This is a genomic window from Achromobacter sp. 01N37, assembly GCF_056399725.1.
Genome location: NZ_JBFTRX010000003.1, coordinates 592,987 through 616,391 on the forward strand (window position 1 = coordinate 592,987; position 23,405 = coordinate 616,391).

Consider the following 23,405-nt stretch of genomic DNA (forward strand, 5'->3'; position numbering starts at 1 on the left):
CCAGACTTATTCCATGAAAATTACTTGTTTGTTGTGATCAAACCTCGCCATTAGCATCGGTAGTCACACCTCAAGCTGGAGCTTCCATGACTGCGCCCATTCCTTCTTTTTCTCACGCCCGCGTCACGCGCGATGAGCGTGGCGTCTATACCTTGCAGATTCACGACGCCAAGAGCCTGAACATTCTGGCGTCGGCGGTCACACTCAGTTTGATCGACGCGGCGCGCTGGATCGCAGCGCAAGAGGACGCCCGCGCCGTGGTCATCCGGGGGACGGGCGACAGGGCTTTCGTAGGCGGCGCCAATATCTATGAGATGGCCGAGCTTGATCCCCAGGGGGCGCGCGCCTTCATCACGCGGTTGCGCGATCTTTGCGAGGCCGTGGCCGCCATTCCGGTGCCCACTATTGCGCGTCTGCCGGGCTTTTGTCTGGGCGCGGGCATGGAGCTGGCGGCGGCTTGCGATATCCGGCTGGCGTCGGCGGACGCCGTGTTTGGCATGCCGGAAGTGCGTGTCGGCATTCCGTCGGTGATTCACGCCGTGCTGCTGCCGGCGCTGATCGGACCTGGCCCGACCAACTGGCTGCTGCTCACCGGCGAGACGGTGGATGCCGCCCAGGCAAAGCAATGGGGCTTCCTGGAATTCGTTTGCGAGACGGGCGAACTGGATGCGCTGGTGGAACGCACGGTGGCACCGATCGCGGCCAGCGGGCCGCGCGCGGTGCGTTCGCAAAAGGCGCTGCTGCGCTACTGGAGCGAATCAACCATCGAAGCCGGGCTGGACCGCAGCGTGGACGCCTTCGGTGACGCCTTCACCACCGACGAGCCGCGCCGCTACATGGAGCCTTTCCTGACGCGCAAGCAGCACGGGGAGCCCAAGTAATGGCAGGTCCGCTCCAGGGCGTGCGCATCATCGACATGACCTCTGTGGCGATGGGCCCGTACGCCACGCAGATTTTGGCCGACATGGGCGCCGAGGTCATCAAGGTCGAGGCGCCCGAGGGCGACGTGTTTCGCACGTCGGCCCCGGCCGCGCATGCTGGGATGGGGCCTGCCTATCTCAACCTGAATCGCAACAAATACAGCGTGACGCTGGACGCCAAGACGCCGGCCGATCGCGAAACCCTGCTGCGCCTGATCGACGGGGCCGATGTCTTCGTATCGAACGTGCGTCCGGCAGCGCTGGCGCGGTTGGGGCTGGACGCGGACTCGCTGTGCGCACGCAACGCCCGGCTGATCCATTGTTCAGCGGTAGGCTTTGGCCAAAACGGCCCATACGCCGCGCGCCCCGCGTTCGACGACATCATCCAGGCCATGAGCGGGCTGGCGGATCTGCAAGGCCGCAACAGCGGCGCGCCCGCGTATGTGAACACCATTCTTGCCGACAAGGTGGCGGGGCTGACGCTGGCCTACGCCATCCCGATGGCGTTGTACGAGCGAGAGCGTTCGGGGCAGGGGCAGGCCATCGAGGTCCCCATGTTTGAAACGCTGGTGTCGTTCACGCTGGTGGAGCACCTGAGCGGCCACAGCTTTGTTCCGCCGCTTGGCCCCATGGGCTACAGCCGCGTGCTGTCGCCACAGCGCCGGCCCTACCGCACGCAGGATGGCTACCTGGCGCTGCTGCCGTATACCGACGCCCAATGGCGGCGTTTTTTTGCGCTGGCCCAGCGCCCCGATCTGGCGGCGGATGCGCGCTATGCCGACGCCGCGTCGCGCGCGCGCCATTTCGACGCGCTCTATCAGGATTTGGCTGACATCGTCGCCTTGCAAGGCACTGAGCAGTGGCTGGCGCTGCTGGCGGATGCCGACATTCCGCATTCGCGCGTCAATACGCCCGAAGCCCTGTTTGACGACCCGCACTTGCAGGCGACCGGATTTTTCCAGCGCGTGGACCATCCCACCGAAGGGCCGTTGATGGCTTGCGGTATCCCCGTGCGCTTCTCGCGTACGCCAGGTGAAATCAGCCGGCAAGCCCCGCGCCAGGACGCCGATCGCGATATGCTCGTGCCTGCGCGCTAAGGCCGGCATGGCCGGCGGCGCCATGCGGCGACTTCGACCATGAACATCACTCTTAAGCAATTGCGCGTCTTCTGCGCGCTGTACGAACTGCGCAGCTTCACGGCGGCCGCGCGCGCGGCCTTCGTGACGCAGTCGGCGGTCAGCAAACTGTGCGCCGAACTGGAAGCCGAAGTTGGCCAGCCGTTGTTCGAGCGTTCGACACGCAGCGTCACGCCGTGCGACGGCGCGGCAGATTTCTACGCCTATGCGCAAGAGATCCTTGGCACCGTGCGCGCCGCCGAGCGCAGCATGGCGGGCCTGCGCACACTGGAACGCGGCACCGTGGGCGTGGCCACGTCCCCGCTCATGATGGCCGGTCTGCTGGGGGAGGTGGTTGCGGACTACCACCGCGCCCATCCCAGCGTGAAACTGGACCTCTTTGAGCTCTCTACCGACGACACCATCGAACACGTGCGCAACGGGCGCGCCGACTTTGGCATCGTGTCGCTGGAGACGCCTTCGGAAGAGCTGACCACGCGGGTGATCTATCGCGACACCATGTACGCCGTGTGCGCGCCACGCCACGCGCTGACCCGCAAGCGTGCGGTGACGTGGGCGGATGTGGCCGCGCACGACCACATCATGCTGCGCAACGTCTACAGTGTGCGGCGCAGCCTGGACCGGGTGGCGGCTGACCTGAACCTGGAATTCCGGTATCGCATCGAGGCCGGCATGCTGATCTCGGTGCTGAAGCTGGTGGGCGCGGGGTTGGGCATCACGGTGGTGCCGGGCTATGCCTGCGATCTTGCGCGGCAACTGGGTTTGCGCATTCTGGCCATTGATGGCGCTCGCAAGCATGGGCATGAACTTTGGCTTATCCAGCGCCGCAACGCGCGTTTGTCGTTGGCCGCGTCGGCCTTTCTAGCGCGCACGGAAGACTATCTGCGCCAACGGCAGAGCGACGAGCATTAATCCTTGATTGGAATAAGTCTATGAAAATTAGTCCCTTGTTGGGATAAGCGCAGCGCGAGCATCATACGGGCATGCATTCAAGAGGGCCGACCCGCGGCCCCAACAGGAGACAAGCATGACTCGACCGTTCGGTGCACCGCGCCGCCGCCTGCYGGCTGCCAGCACCTTCACTGTTCTTGGCGCGTTGGGTGCACTGGGCGGCGTGCTGCCCTGGGCCGCCGCGCAAGCGCAATCGTCGTATCCCGACAAGCCCATCACCATCGTTGTGCCGTTCTCGCCGGGCAGCGCCACCGACACCAGCGCGCGCATCATTGCGGAAAAGCTGGGCCCGCGCCTGAACGTGCCGGTGGTGATCGAGAACAAGCCGGGCGCCTCCGGCACGATCGGCTCGTCGTTCACCGCACGCGCGCAGCCCGACGGCTACACGCTGATTCTTACCAGCAGCTCGACGCACTCGGCCACGCCCGCCTTGTTTCGCAAGCTGCCGTTCGACCCCACGGGCGACTTCATCCATATCGTGCGCATCGCCACCATTCCGATGATGCTGGTGGTGCGCGATGATGCGCCCTACAAGACGCTGCCGGAACTGGTCAAGGCCACGCAGGCCAAGCCCTTGAACTACGCCTACGGCTCGCCCACCAGCCAGATTGCCGGCGCCACGTTCAACACGGTTGCCGGCGCCGCCGCCAACGGCGTGCCCTACAAGAGCCAGCCGCCGGCCGTGACGGATCTGCTGGGCGGCCACGTCGATTATCTTTTCGCCGACCTGTCTGTCGTGACCTCGTTCATGCAAAGCGGCAAGTTGCGCGGGCTGGCGTACACCGGTCATGAGCGCGCCAAGGCATTCCCAAGCGTGCCGACCCTTGCCGAGCTGGGCTACAAGAATTTTGACCTGGTGGTGTGGGTGGGCGTTGCCGCGCCGGCCAAGACGCCGGACGCCATCGTGCAGAAGCTCAACACGGAAGTTGCGGCGATTCTGCGCGAACCTGACGTGTTGCAGCGCTTCGAATCGCTGGGCATGCAGGTGTCGCCCAACACGGTGGCCGAACATCAGTCGTTCGCCCAGGCGCAGCGCCAGATCTGGACGCAGCGTGCCGTCGACGCAAAGATTGAACCGCAGTAAGCGCCGCGTTTCTTGTTGCGCTGCGCAGTGAAGCAATGATGAGCAGCCTGGTACCAGTGATTCCGGTGGTCTGGTACTAAGGCTTGCTTCATCGGGTCGCTACCCTTCGACCTAAGCCATCCAATGAATGGCTGATCGCAACACATCAAGGGGCAAATCATGCGCAGCGCTCGACAAGGCTTGGCCACGATTCTGATGGTGTTGGCGACGGCGGCAGGCGCCGCCGCTGCGCAAACACCCAAACCCGGCGGCACATTGGTGGTGGGGTCGACACAAGTGCCCCGGCACCTGAACGGCGCGGTGCAGTCGGGCACCGCCACCGCGTTGCCTAGCGCGCAATTGTTCGCCAGCCCCTTGCGCTACGACGCGGACTGGAAGCCGCAACCCTATCTGGCGGAATCGTGGGAGTTGGCGCCCGACGGCAAATCCCTGACGCTGCACCTGCGCAAAGACGCCGTGTTTCACGACGGCAAGCCGGTCACGTCCGCCGACGTGGCGTTCTCGGTGATGGCGGTAAAGAAGAACCACCCGTTTCAGACCATGCTTGCGCCGGTGCAAGCGGTAGATACGCCTGACGCCTATACCGCCGTGCTGCGCATGAGCCAGCCGCACCCGGCGATTCTGCTGGCTTTGTCGCCCGCATTGATGCCGGTGCTGCCCAAACACATCTACGACGATGGGCAGGACTTGAAGACGCATCCTCGAAACTCGGCGGATGTGGTGGGCTCAGGCCCGTTCAAGTTCAAGGAATTCAAGCCCGGCCAGGAGATCGTGCTGGAGCGCTTTGATAAATTCTTCTTGCCCGGCAAGCCCTACCTGGACCGGGTTGTCGTGAAGATCAATCCTGATGCAACAAACCTGCTGATCGGGCTGGAACGCGGTGACATTGCGGCCTTGCCGTTCATGACCGAGCCCACCATTTTGCGGCGCGCAAAAGACAACCCCGCCATCGTGATGACTAGCCGCGGCTACGAAGGAATTGGCGCGCTAAGCTGGCTGGCCTTCAATACGGCGCGCAAACCCCTGAACGATGTGCGCGTGCGGCAGGCCATTGCGCATGCCACCGACAAGGGCTTCATCACCAAGGCGCTTAACGCGGGCTTTGCCAAGCCCGCCGACGGCCCGATTGTTGGCACCAGCCCCTTCGCCACGCCCGACGTCACGCGTTATCCGCTGGATTTGAAGAAATCCGAACAACTGCTGGAAGAGGCCGGCTTCAAAAAGGACGCCAAGGGCGAGCGCCTGACGCTGACGGTGGACTACATGCCGGGTTCTGACGTGCAGGGCAAGAACGTGGCGGAATACTTGCGCAGCCAGTTAAAGAAGGTGGGCATCGCGGTGCAGGTTCGCGCCTCGCCCGACTTTCCCACCTGGGCCAAACGCATCGCCAGCCACGATTTCGACATGACGACGGACATTGTTTTCAACTGGGGCGACCCCGTCATTGGCGTGCACCGCACGTACTTGTCGAGCAACATCCGCGACATCATCTGGACCAACACCCAGTCCTACGCCAACCCGAAAGTCGACGCGCTGCTGGAGCAGGCGGGCACGGAGACCGATGTGGAAAAGCGCCGCGCGCTGTACGCGGAGTTCCAGCGCCTGGTAACGGAAGACGTGCCGATCGATTTTCTGACGGTCATTCCGTATCACACGCTGATGTCGAAGAAGGTGCACGGCATGCCCGAGGGGATCTGGGGCATGTTGTCGCCCCTGGACGACGTCTACCTTCAGTAGGACGGGGCCGCCATGTTGCGATTTATTTTTCGCCGGTTTGCCTATGCGGCCATCTTGCTGCTGGCCGTGGTAACGCTGAATTTTCTGCTGATCCATATTTCACCGGGCGATCCTGTTGAGACCATTGCAGGTTCGATGGGCGGCATCAGCGAAGACCTGCGCGCGCAACTGCGCACGCAGTACGGGCTGGACAAGCCGTTTCTGGTGCAGCTGGGCCTGTATCTGTCGCAGGTGTTGCGCGGCGATCTGGGCTATTCGTACTTCTTCAACGTGCCGGTGGCGCAGCTGATCTGGGAACGCGTGCCGGCCACGCTGCTATTGGTCGTGACCTCTGTGCTCAGCGCATTCATCGTCGGCACGTTGCTGGGCACGCTGGCCGCCAGGAAGCCGAACGGGCCGCTGTCGCAAGGCATCACGCTGCTGTCGGTGGTGGGCTATTCGGCGCCGGTGTTCTGGACGGGCATCATCCTGATCATCCTGTTTGCGTCCGTGCTGCCGGTCTTTCCGGTGTCCGACATGCGGTCGGCCGGCGGGCCGCAAGACGGATGGGCGGGCGTGGTGGACGTGTTGCACCATCTGGCGCTGCCGGCGTTCACGCTGGCGTTTGTGTACCTGGCGCAATACAGCCGGCTGGCGCGCGCCAGCGTCATGGAAGCCCTGTCCGCTGACTACATCCGCACGGCCCGCGCCAAGGGGCTGCCCGAGCGCATCGTGCTGTACAAGCACGCCTTGCGCAACGGGGTGTTGCCGGTCGTGACGATGCTAGGCCTGCAATTTGGCAACGTGCTGGCTGGCGCGATCCTGGTGGAGACGGTTTTCAACTGGCCGGGGTTGGGCCGGCTGGCGTTTGATTCCGTGCTCAGGCGCGACTACCCGACGTTGCTGGGCATCCTGCTGTTCGCCTCGCTGCTGGTCGTGGTGATGAATCAGCTAACGGATCTGGCCTACCGGCTGATCGACCCGAGGATCAAGACATCATGAGCCAAGCGCCTTCCGCGATTCCCCTTGCTGTTGTCCCCGCGCCATCCCGCGCGCCGGCCCGGCAGTCCTATGAGGCCCTGCGCGTGTTTGCGCGCAATCCGTCGGCGATCATTGGCGTGCTGCTGCTGACGGTCATTCTGGCGGTGACGATCTTTGGCCCGATGCTGATGCAGGCAGACCCGTTTGAAATCGCCAGCGCACCGATGGAGCCGCCCGGTGGTGAAATGCTGCTAGGCACCGACTACCTGGGCCGCGATGTGTTGACCGGCATGGTCTACGGCGGCCGCGCAACGTTGCTGGTGGGCGTGGTGGCCGCGGTGCTGTCGATGGCCATTGGCCTGACGGTGGGTGCGTTGGCCGGCTACTACGGCGGCTGGGTGGACGAGACCCTGATGCGCATCACCGAGTTCTTTCAGGTCCTGCCCACCTTGCTCTTCGCGATGGTCTTGGTCACGCTGTTCTCGCCGTCGCTGGCGACCATTGCGGTGGCGATTGGCGTGGTCAGTTGGACGGGCACCGCGCGGCTGGCGCGCGGAGAATTTCTGCGCTTGAAGCGCCGCGAATACGTTCTGGCCGAACGCGTCATTGGGGCGGGCGATCCGCGCATCATCTGGCGCGTGATTTTGCCCAATGCGCTGGCGCCGCTGATCGTCTCGGCCACGCTCGCCATCGGCACCGCCATCCTCTTCGAAGCGGGCTTGTCGTTTTTGGGGCTGGGCGACCCGAACATCATGAGCTGGGGCCTGATGATTGGCAGCAACCGCCCGTACATCCTGACTGCGTGGTGGGCGGTGACATTGCCTGGCGCGGCCATCTTTCTGACGGTGCTGGCCGTGAGCCTGATTGGCGATGGCTTGAATGACGCATTGAATCCCAAGTCGCGAGGCCGGTCATGAACGCGCGCATGGAGGCAATACCGGAAGCGGACAGGGGGGAGCAAAGGGGCGTGCACAAGGGCGGCCCCGTGCTGGAGGTGGAGTCGCTAAGCCTGGAGTTCCGTTCGCGTGGACGCGTGGCAGAGGTCTTGAGCCAGGTCAGCTTCGAATTGCGCGCCGGCGAAACCCTGTGCCTGGTAGGCGAGTCTGGCTGCGGAAAAAGCATGACCGCCTTGGCCATCATGCGCTTGATCCCGGAGCTGGGCCGCATCGGCGCCGGCCGCGTGCGCTTATCGGGTGCGGATCTGGCCTTGCACGATGACGAAGCCATGCGCCGGGTGCGGGGCAACAAGATCTCGATGATCTTCCAGGAACCCATGACCGCGCTGAACCCGGTCTATACGGTGGGCGACCAGATTGCCGAGCCGCTGCGGCTGCATCAGGGGCTGAGCAAGGCCGAGGCCCGCACACGCGCTATTGGCATGCTGAAGTCGGTGGGCATTCCCGTGCCGGAGCGGCGGGTGGATGACTACCCGCATCAGATGTCTGGCGGCATGCGGCAGCGGGTAATGATCGCCATCGCGCTGGCCTGCGACCCCGACGTGCTGATTGCCGATGAACCCACCACCGCGCTGGATGTCACCGTGCAGGCGCAGATTTTCGATCTGCTTCGCGACCAGCAGGCGCGGCGTGGCACCGCCATGCTGTTGATCACTCACGATATGGGCGCGGTGTCGGAAATGGCCGACCGTGTTGTCGTGATGTACGGCGGGCGCGTGGTGGAGCAGGGCGGTGTGCGGCAGATTCTGACGCAACCCAGCCACCCGTATACGCAAGGCTTGATCGCCTGTCTGCCCGAGCTGGACCGCGAACCCGACGACGTGCGCCCGGACTTGCCCGAGATTCCCGGCGTGGTGCCATCCGTGTGGGATCGCGGCGTGGGTTGCCCTTTTCTGGATCGTTGCGGGCAGTCGCTTGCACGCTGCCGCAGCGAGTTTCCGCCCTTGACGTCTGTGGCGCAAGGCCAAGACGTGGCCTGTTGGCTTTACCAGGAGGCTTCATGATGGCGCAGCCGAATGTTCCCGCATTGCTGTCCGTGCGCAACCTGGCCGTGCATTTTCCAGTAGGCGGCCGGGGCCGCGACGGCAAGCCCGTTGTGGTCAAGGCGGTTGATGGCGTGTCGTTCGATCTGGCCCGCGGACGCACGCTGGCCATCGTGGGCGAGTCCGGCTCAGGCAAGACCACCACGGCGCTGTCCGTGCTGCGTCTGGCAGACCCCACATCAGGCTCCATCCATTTCGACGGCACCGACCTGACCGCGTTGGGCGCATCGTCGATGCGGCAGATGCGCCGCCGTTTGCAATTGGTGTTCCAGGACCCGTATTCGTCGTTGAACCCGCGCCAGCGTGCCGAGGATATCGTGCGGGCGCCGCTGGACCTGATGCATATCGACCCGCCTGGCGGACGCGCAGCGCGCGTGGCCAGCTTGTTTGAATTGGTGGGCTTGCGGCCCGAACAGCGCCAGTTGTTTCCGCATCAGTTTTCGGGCGGCCAGCGGCAGCGGCTGAACGTGGCGCGGGCGCTTGCCAGTGCGCCCGACCTGATCGTGTGCGACGAACCCGTGTCCGCACTCGACATCGCCATTCGCGCGCAGATCCTGAACCTGCTGCGCCGTATCCAGCGTGAGCAGAACCAGTCATTCCTGTTCATTTCGCACGACATGGCGGTGGTGGAACACATCTGCGACGACATCGCCGTGATGTACCTGGGCAAGATCATCGAGCAAGCCTCGCGCCAGGCCTTCTTCACGCGCCCGCTGCATCCCTACAGCGTGGCGCTGATGTCAGCGGTGCCCACCGTCAAGGGCGGGCGCGAATCGGCCGCCCGCCGCGTGCGGCTGATGGGCGATCCCCCCAGCCCGGTCAACCCGCCGCCCGGCTGCCGCTTTGCCGGACGATGCCCCGCCGCGCAAGCCGTCTGTTCCACGCACGAACCGGCATTGCGCGAAGTCGTATCGGGCCACCGTGTGGCCTGCCATTTTGTCGAAGTCCGCGACGGCGCCCTGGTGGCGCCGCTTGCCGGCTGAATCCAACCGTCAGAAGGAAGCATCGATGACCCGGCACGAAGGCATGAACGTAAGCCATCCCAGCAATGCCAAGGTGACGATCTACGCCGCCCGCAGCATCCTGACCATGAACCCGGCGCAGCCGCGCGCAACGCATGTGGCGGTGAAAGAAGGCCGCATCCTGGGCGTGGGCAGTAAAGAAGACTTAGCCGGATGGGGGCCGTCGCAGGTTGACGACCGGTACGCGGACAAGGTTCTGATGCCCGGCCTGGTCGAAGGGCATTGCCACCTGCCGGAAGGCGGGATGTGGAAGTTCGTCTACGTGGGCTTCTACGACCGCCGTGGGCCCGATGGCCGGTTATGGAGCGGCCTGAAAAGCTTTGACGCGGTAGCGGGCCGCTTGCGCGAAGCCGAACGCAGTCTGCCTGCGGGCGAAACGTTGATCGGCTGGGGCTTTGACCCCATCTTCTTCGATGGCCAGCGCATGCGCGTCCAGGACTTGGATGCGGTATCGAACACGCGGCCGATTGTCGTCATGCATGCCAGCATGCATTTGATGAACGTGAATTCGCCGATGTTGGCCCGCGCGGGTATCGACCGCGACACTGACATCGAAGGCGTGACCCGCATGGAAGATGGCCGCCCCAGTGGCGAGCTCTGTGAATTTGCGGCCATGTTCCCGGTGATGCGGCTGATCGGCAGCCCGTTCCGTACCGTAGGGCTGTCGGAAGACGGGCTGCGCATGTTCGGCAAGGTGGCGCAGTGGGCGGGCGTGACCACCGCGACGGATCTGGTCAATGAGCTGGGCGATGACGGGCTGGCGACGCTGGCGCGCATCACTGCCGAGGCCGACTACCCGGTGCGCATCGTGCCCGCCGCGTCGGCGTTGACGTATGCCGGCGACCCCGCGAAGTGCCTGAAAAAGCTGTCGGCCGCCAAGCGCTTGAACCACGACAAGCTGCACCTGGGCATGGTCAAACTGGTGGTGGATGGGTCCATCCAGGGGTTCACCGCGCGGGTGCGTTGGCCCGGTTACTACAACGGCGCGCCCAATGGCATCTGGGTGATTGCGCCCGCCGAGCTGGATGCCACCGTGCAGGCCTATCACGATGCAGGCGTGCAATTGCACATCCACACCAACGGCGACGAAGCCACGCAGCGCGCCATCGAAGCGGTAGACCTGGCCCTGCGCCGCACCCCGCGCCGTGACCACCGCCACACCTTGCAGCATTGCCAGATGGCCGACGCCGCCCAGTTCCGGCGCATGGCCAGCTTGGGTATGTGCGTCAACCTGTTCGCCAACCATCTGTACTACTGGGGCGACGCGCACTATGCGCTGACGATGGGTCCTGACCGCGCAAACCGCATGGACGCGTGTGCGTCGGCGGCGCGGGCCGGCGTGCCGTTTTCCATCCATTCAGACGCGCCGATCACGCCGCTTGGGCCCTTGTTCACCGCGTGGTGCGCCGTCAATCGTCAAACTGCCTCGGGCCGAATTCTTGGCGAGTCTGAGCGCATCAGCGTGGATGCGGCGCTGCACGCCGTCACCTTGGGCGCGGCCTACACCTTGCATTTGGACCATCTGGTCGGTTCCATTGAAGTGGGCAAGTATGCGGATTTCTGCGTGTTGGGAGACGACCCCGCCACGGTGCCTGCCGAACGCCTGAAAGACGTCGCCGTGCTGGGTACGGTGGTGGGCGGCCGCCCGCTGTCGTTGGAAGGAGCCTGACATGGCGGCTTCCCATGCAGCGCGCATTCCGCTGACGGTGGTGGGCGGCTTTCTGGGGGCGGGCAAGACGACGTTGCTGAATCACGTCCTGCGTAATAGCCGCCGCCGTGCCGCGGTGTTGGTCAACGACTTCGGCCCTATCGACATCGACGCCGGGCTGCTCGCCGGGCGCGCGGATGAAGTGATCCGGCTGGCCAACGGCTGCGTCTGCTGCTCGATGGCGGGCGGTCTGGACGACGCCCTGGCGCGCGTGCTGGCGCTGGACCCCTTGCCAGAATGGATCGTGATCGAGGCTAGCGGCGTGTCGGACCCGTCCCGCATCGCGCAGGTCGGCATGTGCGACCCGCTGCTGCAACTGGAAGGCGTGGTGGTGCTGGTGGATGCGGCGAACGTGCGCGCATTGGCTTCTGACCCCTTGCTAAGCGACACCGTCGCGCGGCAGTTGCAGGCGGCGGATCTGCTGGTGCTGAACAAGACTGACCTGGTGAAGCCCGACGCGCTGGGGCAGGTGAGGCAGTGGCTGAAAGACGAAACGCGTGGCGCGGCCATGGTCGAAACGCGGGAAGGGCGCGTGGACTTGCGGGGCTTGTCGGGTGAGGCAATACCCGCGGGGCATGCGTCCCGTGATTGTGCGAAGGCGAACTGCGGCCACGGCGGGGGGCATTGTGGGGGGCATGGCGCAGGTCACGACGCAGGCCATGGCGGGGTCCATGGCGACCTCCATCAGGCCGCGCCCGACCATCCCTTCCAAAGCTGGTTCTGGGAGGCCCCGGCGGTGCTGAATGCCGATCAACTGGCGGGCCGGCTTCGGGCCATGCCCAGGCAGTTGTTGCGGGCAAAGGGCTGGGTCAGGACGGATCGCCACGGGTGGGTGCTGGTGCAATGGGCGGGCCGCCGCGTGCGCTTCGACACGCAATCGACGCCGCCCGATGACCTTCCATCGCCGGGCATCGTGTTTATCGGCCTGCGTGATGGACCACAGGCGCACCCGGCATGGGCGTCACATTGGCAAAGTTCGCTTTCAAATCAAGCGTCTAGTACCACTCATGGCGGCCGGTAGTTTGCAGTAGCATCAGATTTCCTGGAACTCATCTGGACTGCCATGGCCAAGAAACTGAATGAGAAAACCACCAAGACGCTGAAAGAGCGGCGCAAGCTGCCGCTGGCGACGCCCACCGATCTGGCGGCGGCCGCTACCCGCGATATCTCAGCCGCGCTGAACCAACTGTTGGCCGACGTGTTCGCGCTGTATCTGAAAACCAAGAACTTCCATTGGCACGTCAGCGGGCCGCATTTCCGTGACTACCACTTGCTGCTGGATGAGCAAGGCGACCAGCTGTTCGCCATGACCGACCCCCTTGCCGAACGCATCCGCAAGATTGGTGGCACCACGCTACGGTCGATCGGGCATATCTCGCGCATGCAGCGGGTGTCTGACAACGACGCCGATTACGTCCAGCCGTTGGATATGCTGGCCGAGCTGCGGGAAGACAACAAAATGCTGGCGGCCGCGCTACGCGAGGCCCACAACATTACCGACGAGCACCGCGACATCGCCAGTTCCAGCCTGATCGAAAACTGGATCGACGAAACCGAACGGCGCACGTGGTTCCTGTTTGAAGCCAGCCGTCAGGGCGATTCAACGGGTCATTGATACCGGGCTAGGCTATTGACGGGGCCACGTGGTGGCCCCGCTTCATGCTGATTACCGCGCCTTGTCCTGCGATTGGCCGGTCATCATGTAGTACTTGGCGCGCGCCACACCTTCATCGGCATGCGGCTTGCATTGCCAATCCTTCAAACCGCACCAGGCTTGGGTCGAGATGCGATACCGGCCATTGCCCATCGGCTCGCGGGTGATGCGATACGCCAGCCCGTAATACCCTTTGTCCGGATACTCGGTCTCGATCAGGTTCGAGGTTTCGGCCATGACGCGCCACCGGGAATTATTCGCCACGTAGTAAATGCCGCGTTCCCAAACCAGTTTGCACTCGGATGCCTCGTTGCAATACAGAGGCGTGTCCAACGCTTTTTGCAGTTCCGGGGAAAGGGTGGCGGGACGAGGGCCGGCCACGCAACCCGACAGCAGGGCGGCGGCAGCAAGTATTGCAAGACGGGGATGTGTCATGAAGATCTCCTGGTGGCGGCACCGGCAGCATTCTATAGAAAGTCGGTTAAATCGGGGACTGCTCGGTAACTAAATGACATACATCGGGCGCCTAAGAATGTGTCGAACTTGAACGTAAACTGGTGCTCCAACATTCACCGGAAAGCCGCATGTCATTCGTCCCGTTTTCGACGCCGCAGCCCGGCCGCGATCAAACCTGGGGGTTGATGCATAGCCGTCAGGGTGCGCAATTGCAGGTGCCGAACAAACCCGTGGTGTTTTACGACGCGCCGCCGGATGCGGCCACGCTGGCTCAGATTGAATCCGTGCATGTCTGGGCGCCGCACGGCGATCCGTTGACCGAAATGCCCGCACTCATCGCGCGGCTGCCATCCTTGGTGGATTTATCCATGGGGCCGGGCGCCATCGACCCCAGTGTCATGACGGGCTTGCGCGCGGACATGTTTCCCGACAGCCTGCGCCACCTTTCCCTGCATCCCAGTCAAAACACTTACACGTGGAAGGGCGGCGCGATGCCCAGGCTGGAGTCCCTGACCGTGGGGGCGGCGTTGCGATTTGAACCGGAAGATTTTCCGGCGTTGATGTCGCTAACGGCGGTTCCGGATCGGCGCGGCGTCATGTTGGATCGGGCATTGCAACTGCCGCTTAAGGAACTGAACCTGTGGAACGTGCCGGTCGATGCGTCAGTGTTCGATCGTCTTGCGCGATTGCAGCTGGTGGCGCTTGGCTTGGTTAACGGCCGTACCTTGGAAACCCTGGCAGGTATAGAACAGCTTGGCGGATTGCGGTCGCTGCAGGTGAAGAACCAAGGAATATTGCACACGATTCGTCCCATTGCCGCGCTATCGAATTTGGAGAAGCTGAACATTCAGTACTGCAAGCGAATTGCCGACATTGATGTGTTGGGGGATCTGTCTCAACTACAAGAGCTCACGCTGGTGGGTTGCGGCGATGTCGGTCTAGGTAAGTTGGAAGAGACGTTGCGTGCGCGCTTGCGGCGCTCGAATATTGCGGCAACGACGTGATCGCGGTGGGTGATACACACTGTTGCATCGGCTCATAAACCCATTACACGACTTAAGGCATATTGCTCCCGCTTTGATCGTCACATGCCGTGGCGCAAACCCCATCCCCTTTTTGTGTTGGAGCTTAAATTGCAAATTCTCAAGCAAGCTTGCGCCATTGTTTTGCATCGCCGTCAGGCCATTCTGCTTGCCGCCGCGCTGACCTTGAGTGGCGGCGCTGCCGTGGCCCAGCAGGCGACGCCGGGTYAGATGCCGGGTCAAATGCCGAACATGGCGGCGCTAAGCGGCCAGATGCACGCCGCCGCCGAGTACTGCAACGCTTATACGGCCGCGCAGCTTGAGCAGATGAAGCAGCAGCAGAGGGCGGCGACAAGCGCTCAAGGTATGGCCGCCGCCGATTTCGATTCCACTTTCTCGCAGTCCTACACCGCGGCCAAGGGTCAACTGGCTTCGCTCAGTGCCGCCGATAAGGAAAAGACCTGCGCGCAATTGAAGGCCATGTCGGCGGCGCGTCCGCAATAAGCGCGGCGCGAGCGCCCATCCAGCCCACTACGTCAATCGGAGAGTTATGGATTGCATTAATGGCGCGACGTTCGAGATGGCGTTCGACAAAGGCAGATCCCATTTTCACGATCTGAATTTGCATGACTGCACGTTCGACAATTGTGGATTGTCGATGGTGAAGATTCCCGAAAATATGTCGCGCGTGCAGGGCGTGCGGATCTCGAAATGCCGTGCTGTTAATTCGGAGATCATGCCGTGCATCTTCGAGGATGTGGTGGTGGAAGAACTATCCACCAACCCGATCCTGCTGGTGTGGGCCGGGTTCTTTCGCCGCGTCAAACTCGTCGGCAAAATCGGCAAGCTCAATCTGAATCTGGCGCCCACCGCGTTCTGCAAGGACGTGGGCCTGCTTGAACGTTTCGAGACGGCGCGCGCGGCGTTTTACGCGCAGACGGATTGGGCGCTGGATATCAGCGAAGCCAAGCTGCTTGGGTTGCGCTGCGAAGGCGTGCCATTGCATTTGATCAAGCGCGACCCGCAGACGCAGGTGATCGTTGATAAGGGGGGGCGCTACGCGGGTCATCACGCGCTGGAACCTGGCTTTGCGCAAGCTTTTCCCCTGGCTCACAGCGTCTTGCAGAGCTTCGATGCGTCCAGCGATTCCACGCGGTTGCTGACCGTGTCGCTGGCGGCGCCCAAAGCCCGGCGCGAAGAAGAGCGCGGCGCCATCGCCGAGTTGCGTACGTTGGGGTTTCTAGAAGACTGATATTAAAGCGAAGAATAGATAATCAATTAATAATATTCGCAAGCATGTTCGGCAATAATGGGAAATAAAACGAATTATTAGTATTAGCAATTAATGCCACGTACAATCCCGTCCTGATCAGCGATGTTAAGCATTATTGCGCGACAAAGTCAGCGTTCTGAAGGCGGGTAGGGCCGGGCATTTTTGGGTTCTGTTTGCATGGGCTGGGTGCGCGTAATTTCCACCATTTCATTTGGTTTACTTGCGCATACTTAATATGAATTCGCCTTTGCTCAGACGTTCGGTTTCGGTGTTTGCCTTGGTCATGGCTCCCACCGCATTTGCACAAGCCCCTGTGCCCCCTGCGGCCCCCGGCGCCCAGCCGGCGATCACCCTGAACCAGATCGTTGAGCAGACGCTGCTTAGCAATCCCGAAATCCAAGCCAAGTACCACGACTTTCAAGCGTCGCTGGAAGGGCAGGCTGTGGCGCGCGCCGCCTTCTTTCCGCAGATCAATGCCCAGGGTTACGTCGGCCGCGAATACCGCAGCAACGTGCCGGGTGTGGGCTCGCAGAACTGGAGCCGCCCGGGCTACAACGTCGAACTGCGCCAGCTGATTTTTGACGGCTTCCGCACCAATAACGACGTCAAGCAAGCCGGTTTCGACAAGCTTGCGCGTTTCTATGACGTGCTGGCCACCAGCGACAGCACCGCGTTTGCCGCTGTGCAGGCCTATATCGACCTGCAACGCTATCGCGACATGGAACTGCTGGCCCGCCAGAACTATTCCCTGCACGAAGAAACGCTCAAGCAGATTGGCGAACGCACCGAATCGGGCGTTGGCCGCCGGGTTGATCTGGAACAGGCGGGCGGCCGTTTGTCGCTGGCGCAGACCAACCTGATGACGGAAACCGCCAACCTGCTGGACGTGCAGCAGCGCTTCCAGCGCGTCACCGGCGCCTTCCCGCCAGACGCCATGCAGCCGCCGCCCGACGTCGGCGACAAGCTTCCGGTTAAACCGGGCAGCTTCAACGAATCGCTGCGCCGCAACCCCAGCTTCCTGTCCAAGCAAGCGGGCCTGCAAGCGGCCGAAGCAGGCGTGGCGTCGTCCAAGGGTGCGTACTCGCCGAAGTTTGAATTCGTGGCTTCTACTGGCCGCGATCAGAACGACCCCACGCCGCAAAACCGCGACATCCAGAGCACCAGCGTGCAGGTGGTGGCGAACTACAACCTGTACCGCGGGGGCGCCGATGCCGCGCGCATTCGCCAAACGACCGCGCAGTCTTACGCCGCGCGCGACATTCGCGACTACACCTGCCGCAACGTGCAGCAAGACCTGGCCGTGGCCTGGAACAACATCCAGAGCCTGAGCCAGAAGCTGCCGTTCCTGCGTGACCACGAACTGGCCACCACCAAAGTGCGCGACGCCTATCGCCAGCAATTCCAGATCGGCCAGCGTTCGCTGCTGGACTTGCTGGACACCGAAAACGAATTGTTCGAATCGCGCCGCGCGCTGACCAATGGGCTGTACGACCTGAAGCTTGCGCAGTACCGCTGGCTGGCGCTGTCGCATGCGCTGTTGCCCGCGTTGTCGCTGCAACCGGCGCGCAATGAAATGCCTGAAGAAAACGGCCAAATGGTTGTGGCTGACGAAGTGATCAAGCAGTGCAACTCGACGGTGCCCGACGAGGCGCGTCTGGCTCCGGTGCGTATGCAAACCAGCGAAGCCTCGCCGGCCGCGTTGTCGCGTGCCCGATGAACACGCAACCGAGCAGGACGCACTGATGAAGCCCACTCCCGTCTTGTTGATCACGCATGACGATCTGCTCTGGCGCCACTGGAGCGCGCTTGACGCTGCGCGCTGGCTGCCGGTGCGCGGGGCTGCGCTGTCGGATTTGCAAGGCTGGCGCGAACAGGGCCGCTCACTTGTCGTGTTGGACACGGGTGTGCCGGGGCTCCCGTCCTGGAATGCGCCCGCGTGGAGCGCCACGATGACGGGGCTGCGGCTGGTGGTCGCCAGCCCGCATCCCAGCGATGAAGAGGGCACACGCGTGTTGGCGGCCGGGGCGCATGGTTACCGGCACAGCCATGCGCCGGTGACGTCTCTGGCGCAAACGCTTGAGGTGGTGGCGTCCGACGGCATCTGGATGGGCCGCTCGTTAGTGACCCGTCTGCTCAAGATGGTGTCCGAGCATGGCGAAGAGTCCGAAGCGTGGGACGGCGGCCTCTTGACCGACCGCGAAGTCACCGTTGCTGAATGCGCCGCGAGCGGGCAAGCGAACGCGCAAATCGCCGATCAACTCGGCATCACCGAGCGCACGGTGAAGGCGCATCTTTCGTCGGCCTTCGACAAGCTCAAGGTCTCGGACCGCTTGCAGCTTGCGCTGTTGGTGCATGGAATTTCTGCACGTCCGACGCCCCGCGCAAGGGCAATCAGCTGACATTGTCCTTACGGACAATATCGCAATCCTGCGAGCCTAGGTAGTATCCGGTCATCTTCGATAACCTCCTGAAATGGAATCGTTATGGCCAATACTTCTCCCGCTGTCGTCAACGAAATCACCGGTCGTGCCTGGATTCGCAATAGCGACGGCTCTCTGACTGAACTTCACCAAGGCAGCAAGGTTCCGGCCGGCAGCGACGTCGTCACCGCGTCGGGCGCAACGGTTTCGCTTCAAGTTGAAAACGGCATGCCGATCGTGATCGGCGAAGGCCGTGAAGTCGCTATCAGCCCCGACATGGGCGGCCCGCTTGCCGACCCGTCCGAAGCCGCCGTGACGCCGCCTTCGGGCACGGATTCGGATCGCCTGCTGGCCGCGCTGCAAGCTGGCCGCGACCCGTTCGATGACCTGGACCCCACCGCTGCCATCGTGGCGGGCGGCGGCGATGCCGGCGGCAGCAGCTTCGTGCGCCTGGCCCGCATCCTGGAAACCACCACGCCGCTGGATCTGGCGTATCCCAACCCGGCGCGCGGCGACGATACGCTGAATCGTGTGTCGGGCGCAGGCGCGACCGGTGACGGCGACGCCGCCGCGACGCCGACGCTGAACAATGCGCCGGTTGCGTTGGACGACGCTGGCCGCGGTGAACAAAGCGCCGGTGTTCGCGGCAATTTGCTGTCCAACGACACGGACCCCGATGGCGACCCGCTGGCGATCGTGTCGGTCAGCGGCCGCGCGATGACGCCGGCCGGTGTCACCGTGACTGGCTCCAACGGCGGCACGTTTACCGTGCTGCCCGACGGCAGCTATGTGTTCACGCCGGGCAACCAGTACGTGTCGCTTGCCGCCGGTGAAACCGCCACCAGCACGATCTCCTACACGATCACCGACCCCAGTGGCGCGACGTCCACGGCCACGCTGGTCGTGACCATTACCGGCACCAACGATGGTCCGGTTTCTACCGCCATCTCCGACGTGTCGGGCGTGGACGCGCAGACGGGCATCAGCGTTGATGTGTCGAGCAACTTCTCTGACATCGACACCAGCGACAAGCTGACCTATTCCGCCACCGGCCTGCCGCCGGGCCTGAGCATCGATCCCAACACCGGCATCATTACCGGCACGATCGACCATTCCGCTTCGCAAGGCGGCGCCAATGGCGTCTACACGGTGACCGTCACCGCCACGGACCCCGCTGGCGCAAGCACCTCGCAGGCGTTCGAGTGGGACGTGACCAACCCCGCACCCACGGCCGTGAATGACACGGGCAGCACGGACGAAGACGTCACGCTGAACGTCAATGCACAAAATGGCGTGCTGGCCAACGACACGGACCCGGACGGCGACACGCTGACGGTCTCGCAAGTGAACGGCAACGCCGCCAACGTCGGCACGGCCGTGGCCGGTTCCGGCGGCGGCACCTTCACGCTGAACGCCGATGGTTCGTACACGTTCAACCCGGGCTCGGCCTTTAATTCGCTCGCGGCTGGCCAAAGCGCGACCTCGTCGCTGACCTACACCGTTTCGGACGGTGAGGGCGGCACGTCGACCGCCACGCTGACGGTCACGATCACCGGCACCAACGACGCGCCGACGCTGATTCCCGACGTCATCCTTGCCAACCAGAACAGCAACGACGGCCAGGCGATTACCCCGGTCGACATCTCCGGCCAGTTCACCGACGTGGACAATGGCGACGTGCTGACGTATTCGGCCTCGGGCCTGCCGCCCGGGCTGACCATTGATCCGGCCACCGGCATCATCACCGGCACGCTGGACCGCTCGGCGTCGCAAGGCGGTACGGATGGCCTGTACATCGTGACCATCACCGCCACCGACAAGAGCGGCGCCTCGGTCACGCAAGACTTCGCGTGGGACGTCAATAACCCGGCGCCGACCGCCGTCAACGACGAAGGCGGCACCGACCAAGGCGTCACGCTGACGGTTGATGCGGCGAATGGCGTGCTGACGAACGACACCGACCCCGACGGCGACACCCTGACGGTGTCGCAAGTCAACGGCAACGCCGCCAACGTCGGCGCCGCCATCGCGGGCTCCAACGGCGGCACGTTCACGCTGAACGCCGACGGTTCCTACACCTTCAATCCGGGTTCCGCGTTCAACTCGCTGGCCGCCGGCCAAACGACCACGTCCTCGATCACGTACACGGTCTCGGACGGCGAGGGCGGCTTCAGCTCGGCAACGCTGACGGTTGAAATCACCGGCACCAACGACGCGCCCACGGCCATCGCGCTGGACAACCGCGACAACATGGACGGCGACACCGTGACGGTCAGCGTCGCGGGCGCATTCAGCGATATCGACACGGGCGACGTCCTGACGTATTCGGTCGACCACATCCCCGGCGGCCTGACGTTCGACACGGCAACCGGCACGTTCACCGGCACGTTCGCGAACTGGGCGTCGGACCACACCAACACCGGCGTGAAGGGCGAGTACCTGATCACCGTCACGGCCACCGACAAGTCGGGCGCATCGGTGACGCAGACCTTCCTGTGGAAGGTGGGCAACCCCGAGCCGATCGCCACCGATGACAACGGCGCGACGTCGCAAGACAACGTGCTGGTTGTCGACCACCGCACCGAAGGCGTGCTGGGCAATGACGTTGACCCCGACGGCGACGCGCTGAGCGTGTCGCACGTCAACGGCAACGCGGCGGGCGTAGGCGCGGCCGTGGCAGGTTCCAACGGCGGCACCTTCACGCTGAATGCGGACGGAACGTACACCTTCAATCCGGGCGGCGCATTCAATTCGCTGGGCGTCGGCCAGACGACCACCACGTCGATCACCTACACGGTGTCCGACGCACAAGGCGCGACGGACACGGCGACGCTGACGATCACCATCACTGGCACGAACGACACGCCGACGTTGACGCCGGGCGTCACGCTCGACGATCAAAACAGCGACGACGGCCAGGCGATTGCGCCGGTTGATATCTCTGGTCAATTCACGGATGTGGATTCTGGTGATGTGCTGACGTACTCGGCAACGGGCCTGCCGCCTGGACTGACCATTGATCCGGCTACCGGCATCATCACCGGCACGCTGGATCGTTCGGCTTCGCAAGGTGGTACGGATGGCGTTTACTCCGTCACGATCACGGCGACGGACAAGAGCGGCGCGTCGGTCACGCAGGACTTCTCGTGGGACGTCAAGAACCCGGCTCCGACGGCGCTGGATGACGACGGCAGCACGAACCAGGGCGCAACCCTGTCGGTTGACGCCGCCAACGGCGTGTTGACGAATGACACCGACCCGGATGGCGACACCTTGACGGTTTCGCAGGTCAACGGCAACGCGGCCAATGTTGGCACGGCAATCGCCGGCTCGACGGGCGGCACGTTCACGCTGAACGCCGACGGTTCGTACTCGTTCAATCCGGGTTCGACCTACAACTCGCTGGGCGTTGGTCAAACGGCCGTTTCGTCGATCACGTACACCGTCTCCGACGGCGAAGGTGGCACCTCGACGGCAACGTTGACGGTCACCATCACCGGCACCAACGACACCCCGACGCTGACCCCGGGCGTCGCCCTCGACGATCAAAACAGCAACGACGGCCAGGCCATCACCCCGGTCGACATCTCCGGCCAGTTCACGGACGTGGACACCGGCGACGTGCTGACGTACTCCGCTACTGGCCTGCCGCCTGGCCTGTCGATTGATCCGGCTACCGGCATCATCACCGGCACGCTGGACCGTTCCGCCTCGCAAGGTGGTACCGACGGCGTCTACACCGTCACCATCACCGCCACCGACAAGGCTGGCGCCTCGGTCACGCAAGACTTCTCGTGGGACGTCAAGAACCCGGCACCGACCGCTGTCAACGACGAAGGCGATACGGAGCAGGGCGCATCGTTGTCGGTTGACGCCGCGAACGGCGTACTGACCAACGACACCGATCCCGACGGCGACACGCTGACGGTCTCGCAAGTCAACGGCAACGCCGCCAACGTCGGCACCGCCATCACGGGTTCCAACGGCGGCACGTTCACGCTTAACGCCGACGGCTCCTACACGTTCAACCCGGGTTCGACATTTAACTCGCTGGGCGTTGATCAAACCGCGACGTCGTCGATCACCTACACCGTCTCCGACGGCGAAGGTGGCACGTCGACCGCGACCCTGACGGTCACGATCACCGGCACCAACGACACCCCGACGCTGACCCCGGGCGTGACGCTCGACGATCAAAACAGCAACGACGGCCAAGCCATCACCCCGGTCGACATCTCCGGCCAGTTCACGGATGTCGACACCGGCGATGTGCTGACGTACTCGGCAACGGGCCTGCCGCCCGGCCTGACCATCGACCCGGCTACCGGCATCATCACCGGCACGCTGGACCGTTCCGCCTCGCAAGGTGGTACCGACGGCGTGTACACCGTCACCATCACCGCCACCGACAAGGCTGGCGCATCCGTCACGCAAGACTTCTCGTGGGACGTCAAGAACCCGGCTCCGACCGCCGTCAACGACGAAGGCGATACGGGGCAGGGCGCATCGTTGTCGGTTGACGCTGCAAATGGCGTACTGACCAACGATACCGATCCTGACGGCGATACCCTGACGGTCTCGCAAGTCAACGGCAACGCTGCCAACGTCGGCACGGCTATCGTCGGTTCCAACGGCGGCACGTTCACGCTTAACGCCGACGGCTCCTACACGTTCAACCCGGGTTCGACATTTAACTCGCTGGGCGTTGATCAAACCGCGACGTCGTCGATCACCTACACCGTCTCCGACGGCGAAGGTGGCACCTCGACGGCAACGTTGACGGTCACGATTACGGGCACGAACGACACCCCGACGCTGACCCCGGGCGTGACGCTCGACGATCAAAACAGCAACGACGGCCAAGCCATCACCCCGGTCGATATCTCCGGCCAGTTCACGGATGTCGACACCGGTGACGTGCTGACGTACTCCGCTACTGGCCTGCCGCCCGGCCTGACGATTGATCCGGCTACCGGCATCATCACCGGCACGCTGGACCGTTCGGCCTCGCAAGGTGGTACGGACGGTGTCTACTCCGTCACGATTACGGCTACCGACAAGAG

At 63.6% G+C, this 23,405-nt stretch carries 19 protein-coding genes; 18 read left to right on the forward strand and 1 reads right to left on the reverse strand.

Going from position 1 to position 23,405, the window contains the following annotated elements:
• Positions 1 to 86: 86 nt before the first annotated feature.
• From AC1DSJ_RS08890 to AC1DSJ_RS08945, 12 genes are all read left to right on the forward strand, one after another.
• Entirely contained in the window at positions 87 to 881 is a 795-nt protein-coding gene (locus AC1DSJ_RS08890) for an enoyl-CoA hydratase (protein ID WP_427947320.1), read from the forward strand.
• Positions 881 to 2,017: a CaiB/BaiF CoA transferase family protein gene (locus AC1DSJ_RS08895; RefSeq protein WP_441371301.1), complete on the forward strand. Its 1,137-nt coding sequence runs from the start codon at positions 881 to 883 to the stop codon at positions 2,015 to 2,017. The genes AC1DSJ_RS08890 and AC1DSJ_RS08895 overlap by 1 nt, the downstream gene beginning before the upstream one ends.
• 39 nt (positions 2,018 to 2,056) lie before the next feature.
• Positions 2,057 to 2,968: a LysR family transcriptional regulator gene (locus AC1DSJ_RS08900; RefSeq protein WP_441371302.1), complete on the forward strand. Its 912-nt coding sequence runs from the start codon at positions 2,057 to 2,059 to the stop codon at positions 2,966 to 2,968.
• 115 nt (positions 2,969 to 3,083) lie between these two features.
• Positions 3,084 to 4,091, forward strand: coding sequence for a Bug family tripartite tricarboxylate transporter substrate binding protein (locus AC1DSJ_RS08905; RefSeq protein WP_476760300.1), 1,008 nt, complete (start codon positions 3,084 to 3,086; stop codon positions 4,089 to 4,091).
• 159 nt (positions 4,092 to 4,250) lie between these two features.
• Positions 4,251 to 5,828, forward strand: coding sequence for an ABC transporter substrate-binding protein (locus AC1DSJ_RS08910; protein ID WP_175168491.1), 1,578 nt, complete (start codon positions 4,251 to 4,253; stop codon positions 5,826 to 5,828).
• 12 nt (positions 5,829 to 5,840) lie between these two features.
• On the forward strand, positions 5,841 to 6,809 hold the full coding sequence (locus tag AC1DSJ_RS08915) for an ABC transporter permease (protein WP_054425679.1): 969 nt from the start codon (positions 5,841 to 5,843) through the stop codon (positions 6,807 to 6,809).
• Positions 6,806 to 7,705 (forward strand): ABC transporter permease, encoded by a 900-nt coding sequence (locus AC1DSJ_RS08920; RefSeq protein WP_441371304.1) that lies wholly within the window; start codon positions 6,806 to 6,808, stop codon positions 7,703 to 7,705. The genes AC1DSJ_RS08915 and AC1DSJ_RS08920 overlap by 4 nt, the downstream gene beginning before the upstream one ends.
• Before the next feature lie 8 nt (positions 7,706 to 7,713).
• Complete coding sequence (locus AC1DSJ_RS08925) at positions 7,714 to 8,748, forward strand: ABC transporter ATP-binding protein (protein WP_054426334.1); 1,035 nt, start codon at positions 7,714 to 7,716, stop codon at positions 8,746 to 8,748.
• On the forward strand, positions 8,745 to 9,770 hold the full coding sequence (locus AC1DSJ_RS08930; RefSeq protein ID WP_175168492.1) for an ABC transporter ATP-binding protein: 1,026 nt from the start codon (positions 8,745 to 8,747) through the stop codon (positions 9,768 to 9,770). Before AC1DSJ_RS08925 ends, AC1DSJ_RS08930 begins: the two co-directional genes overlap by 4 nt.
• 43 nt (positions 9,771 to 9,813) lie before the next feature.
• Positions 9,814 to 11,478, forward strand: coding sequence for an amidohydrolase (locus tag AC1DSJ_RS08935; protein ID WP_441371319.1), 1,665 nt, complete (start codon positions 9,814 to 9,816; stop codon positions 11,476 to 11,478).
• A gap of 1 nt (position 11,479) precedes the next feature.
• Positions 11,480 to 12,538, forward strand: coding sequence for a CobW family GTP-binding protein (locus AC1DSJ_RS08940; protein ID WP_441371305.1), 1,059 nt, complete (start codon positions 11,480 to 11,482; stop codon positions 12,536 to 12,538).
• Between the two features lie 42 nt (positions 12,539 to 12,580).
• Complete coding sequence (locus AC1DSJ_RS08945; RefSeq protein WP_054425669.1) at positions 12,581 to 13,132, forward strand: Dps family protein; 552 nt, start codon at positions 12,581 to 12,583, stop codon at positions 13,130 to 13,132.
• Between the two features lie 51 nt (positions 13,133 to 13,183).
• Here the strand turns inward: AC1DSJ_RS08945 and AC1DSJ_RS08950 are convergent, their stop codons facing one another.
• Entirely contained in the window at positions 13,184 to 13,606 is a 423-nt protein-coding gene (locus AC1DSJ_RS08950) for a hypothetical protein (protein ID WP_156336804.1), read from the reverse strand.
• Positions 13,607 to 13,755: 149 nt separating this feature from the next.
• Here AC1DSJ_RS08950 and AC1DSJ_RS08955 point away from each other — a divergent pair, with 149 nt between their 5' ends.
• From AC1DSJ_RS08955 to AC1DSJ_RS08980, 6 genes are all read left to right on the forward strand, one after another.
• On the forward strand, positions 13,756 to 14,631 hold the full coding sequence (locus AC1DSJ_RS08955; protein WP_441371306.1) for a leucine-rich repeat domain-containing protein: 876 nt from the start codon (positions 13,756 to 13,758) through the stop codon (positions 14,629 to 14,631).
• Positions 14,632 to 14,760: 129 nt separating this feature from the next.
• Positions 14,761 to 15,153, forward strand: coding sequence for a hypothetical protein (locus AC1DSJ_RS08960; protein ID WP_476760301.1), 393 nt, complete (start codon positions 14,761 to 14,763; stop codon positions 15,151 to 15,153).
• A 46-nt stretch (positions 15,154 to 15,199) separates the two neighbouring features.
• Positions 15,200 to 15,901, forward strand: coding sequence for a hypothetical protein (locus AC1DSJ_RS08965; protein ID WP_054425664.1), 702 nt, complete (start codon positions 15,200 to 15,202; stop codon positions 15,899 to 15,901).
• Positions 15,902 to 16,205: 304 nt separating this feature from the next.
• Positions 16,206 to 17,639, forward strand: coding sequence for a TolC family outer membrane protein (locus tag AC1DSJ_RS08970; protein ID WP_425286173.1), 1,434 nt, complete (start codon positions 16,206 to 16,208; stop codon positions 17,637 to 17,639).
• A gap of 25 nt (positions 17,640 to 17,664) precedes the next feature.
• On the forward strand, positions 17,665 to 18,321 hold the full coding sequence (locus AC1DSJ_RS08975; RefSeq protein ID WP_175168496.1) for a response regulator transcription factor: 657 nt from the start codon (positions 17,665 to 17,667) through the stop codon (positions 18,319 to 18,321).
• A gap of 84 nt (positions 18,322 to 18,405) precedes the next feature.
• Positions 18,406 to 23,405, forward strand: a 5,000-nt coding sequence (locus tag AC1DSJ_RS08980) for a retention module-containing protein (RefSeq protein WP_441371307.1), incomplete at its 3' end; no start/stop codon positions are given.